The organism is Mesorhizobium waitakense (genome assembly GCF_056431085.1).
Window position 1 is genome coordinate 1 of sequence record NZ_JBWKME010000226.1, and the last position, 518, is coordinate 518.

The window sequence follows — 518 nt, forward strand, 5'->3', positions numbered from 1 at the left end:
ATCTTGATCTCGCCGTTCTTGACCACCGCCCGCTCCTCGCCGGCGCCGACCGCCAGGATCGTCGCATGCGGCGGGTTGATGACGGCGGCAAAGTCCTTGATGCCGAACATGCCGAGGTTCGATACAGCCGTGGTGCCGCCCTGATACTCTTCCGGCTTCAGCTTGCGGCTGCGCGCCCGGCTGGCCAGGTCCTTCATCTCGTTGGAGATGGTGGACAGCGTCTTTTCGTCCGCCTTGCGGATGATCGGCGTGATCAGGCCGCCCGGGATCGACACCGCAACGCCGACATCGGCATGCTTGTGCTTGACCATGGCGCTTTCGGTCCACGACGCATTGGCATCCGGCACCGCCTTCAGCGCCAGCGCCATTGCCTTGATCACCATGTCGTTGACCGACAGCTTGTAGGCCGGCACGTCACCCTTTTCAGTCTTCTTGACTGGCGCTGCCGCATTGATCTGCGTGCGCAGCGCCAAGAGCGCATCGAGTTCGCAGTCGAGCGTCAGGTAGAAATGCGGGAT

General features: G+C 62.7%; 1 protein-coding gene. It reads right to left on the reverse strand.

Features of this window, described 5'->3' with window-relative positions:
* Positions 1-518 (reverse strand): 2-oxo acid dehydrogenase subunit E2 (locus tag AC07FD_RS39405; RefSeq protein WP_478354196.1); only part of this gene is annotated, 518 nt, incomplete at both ends.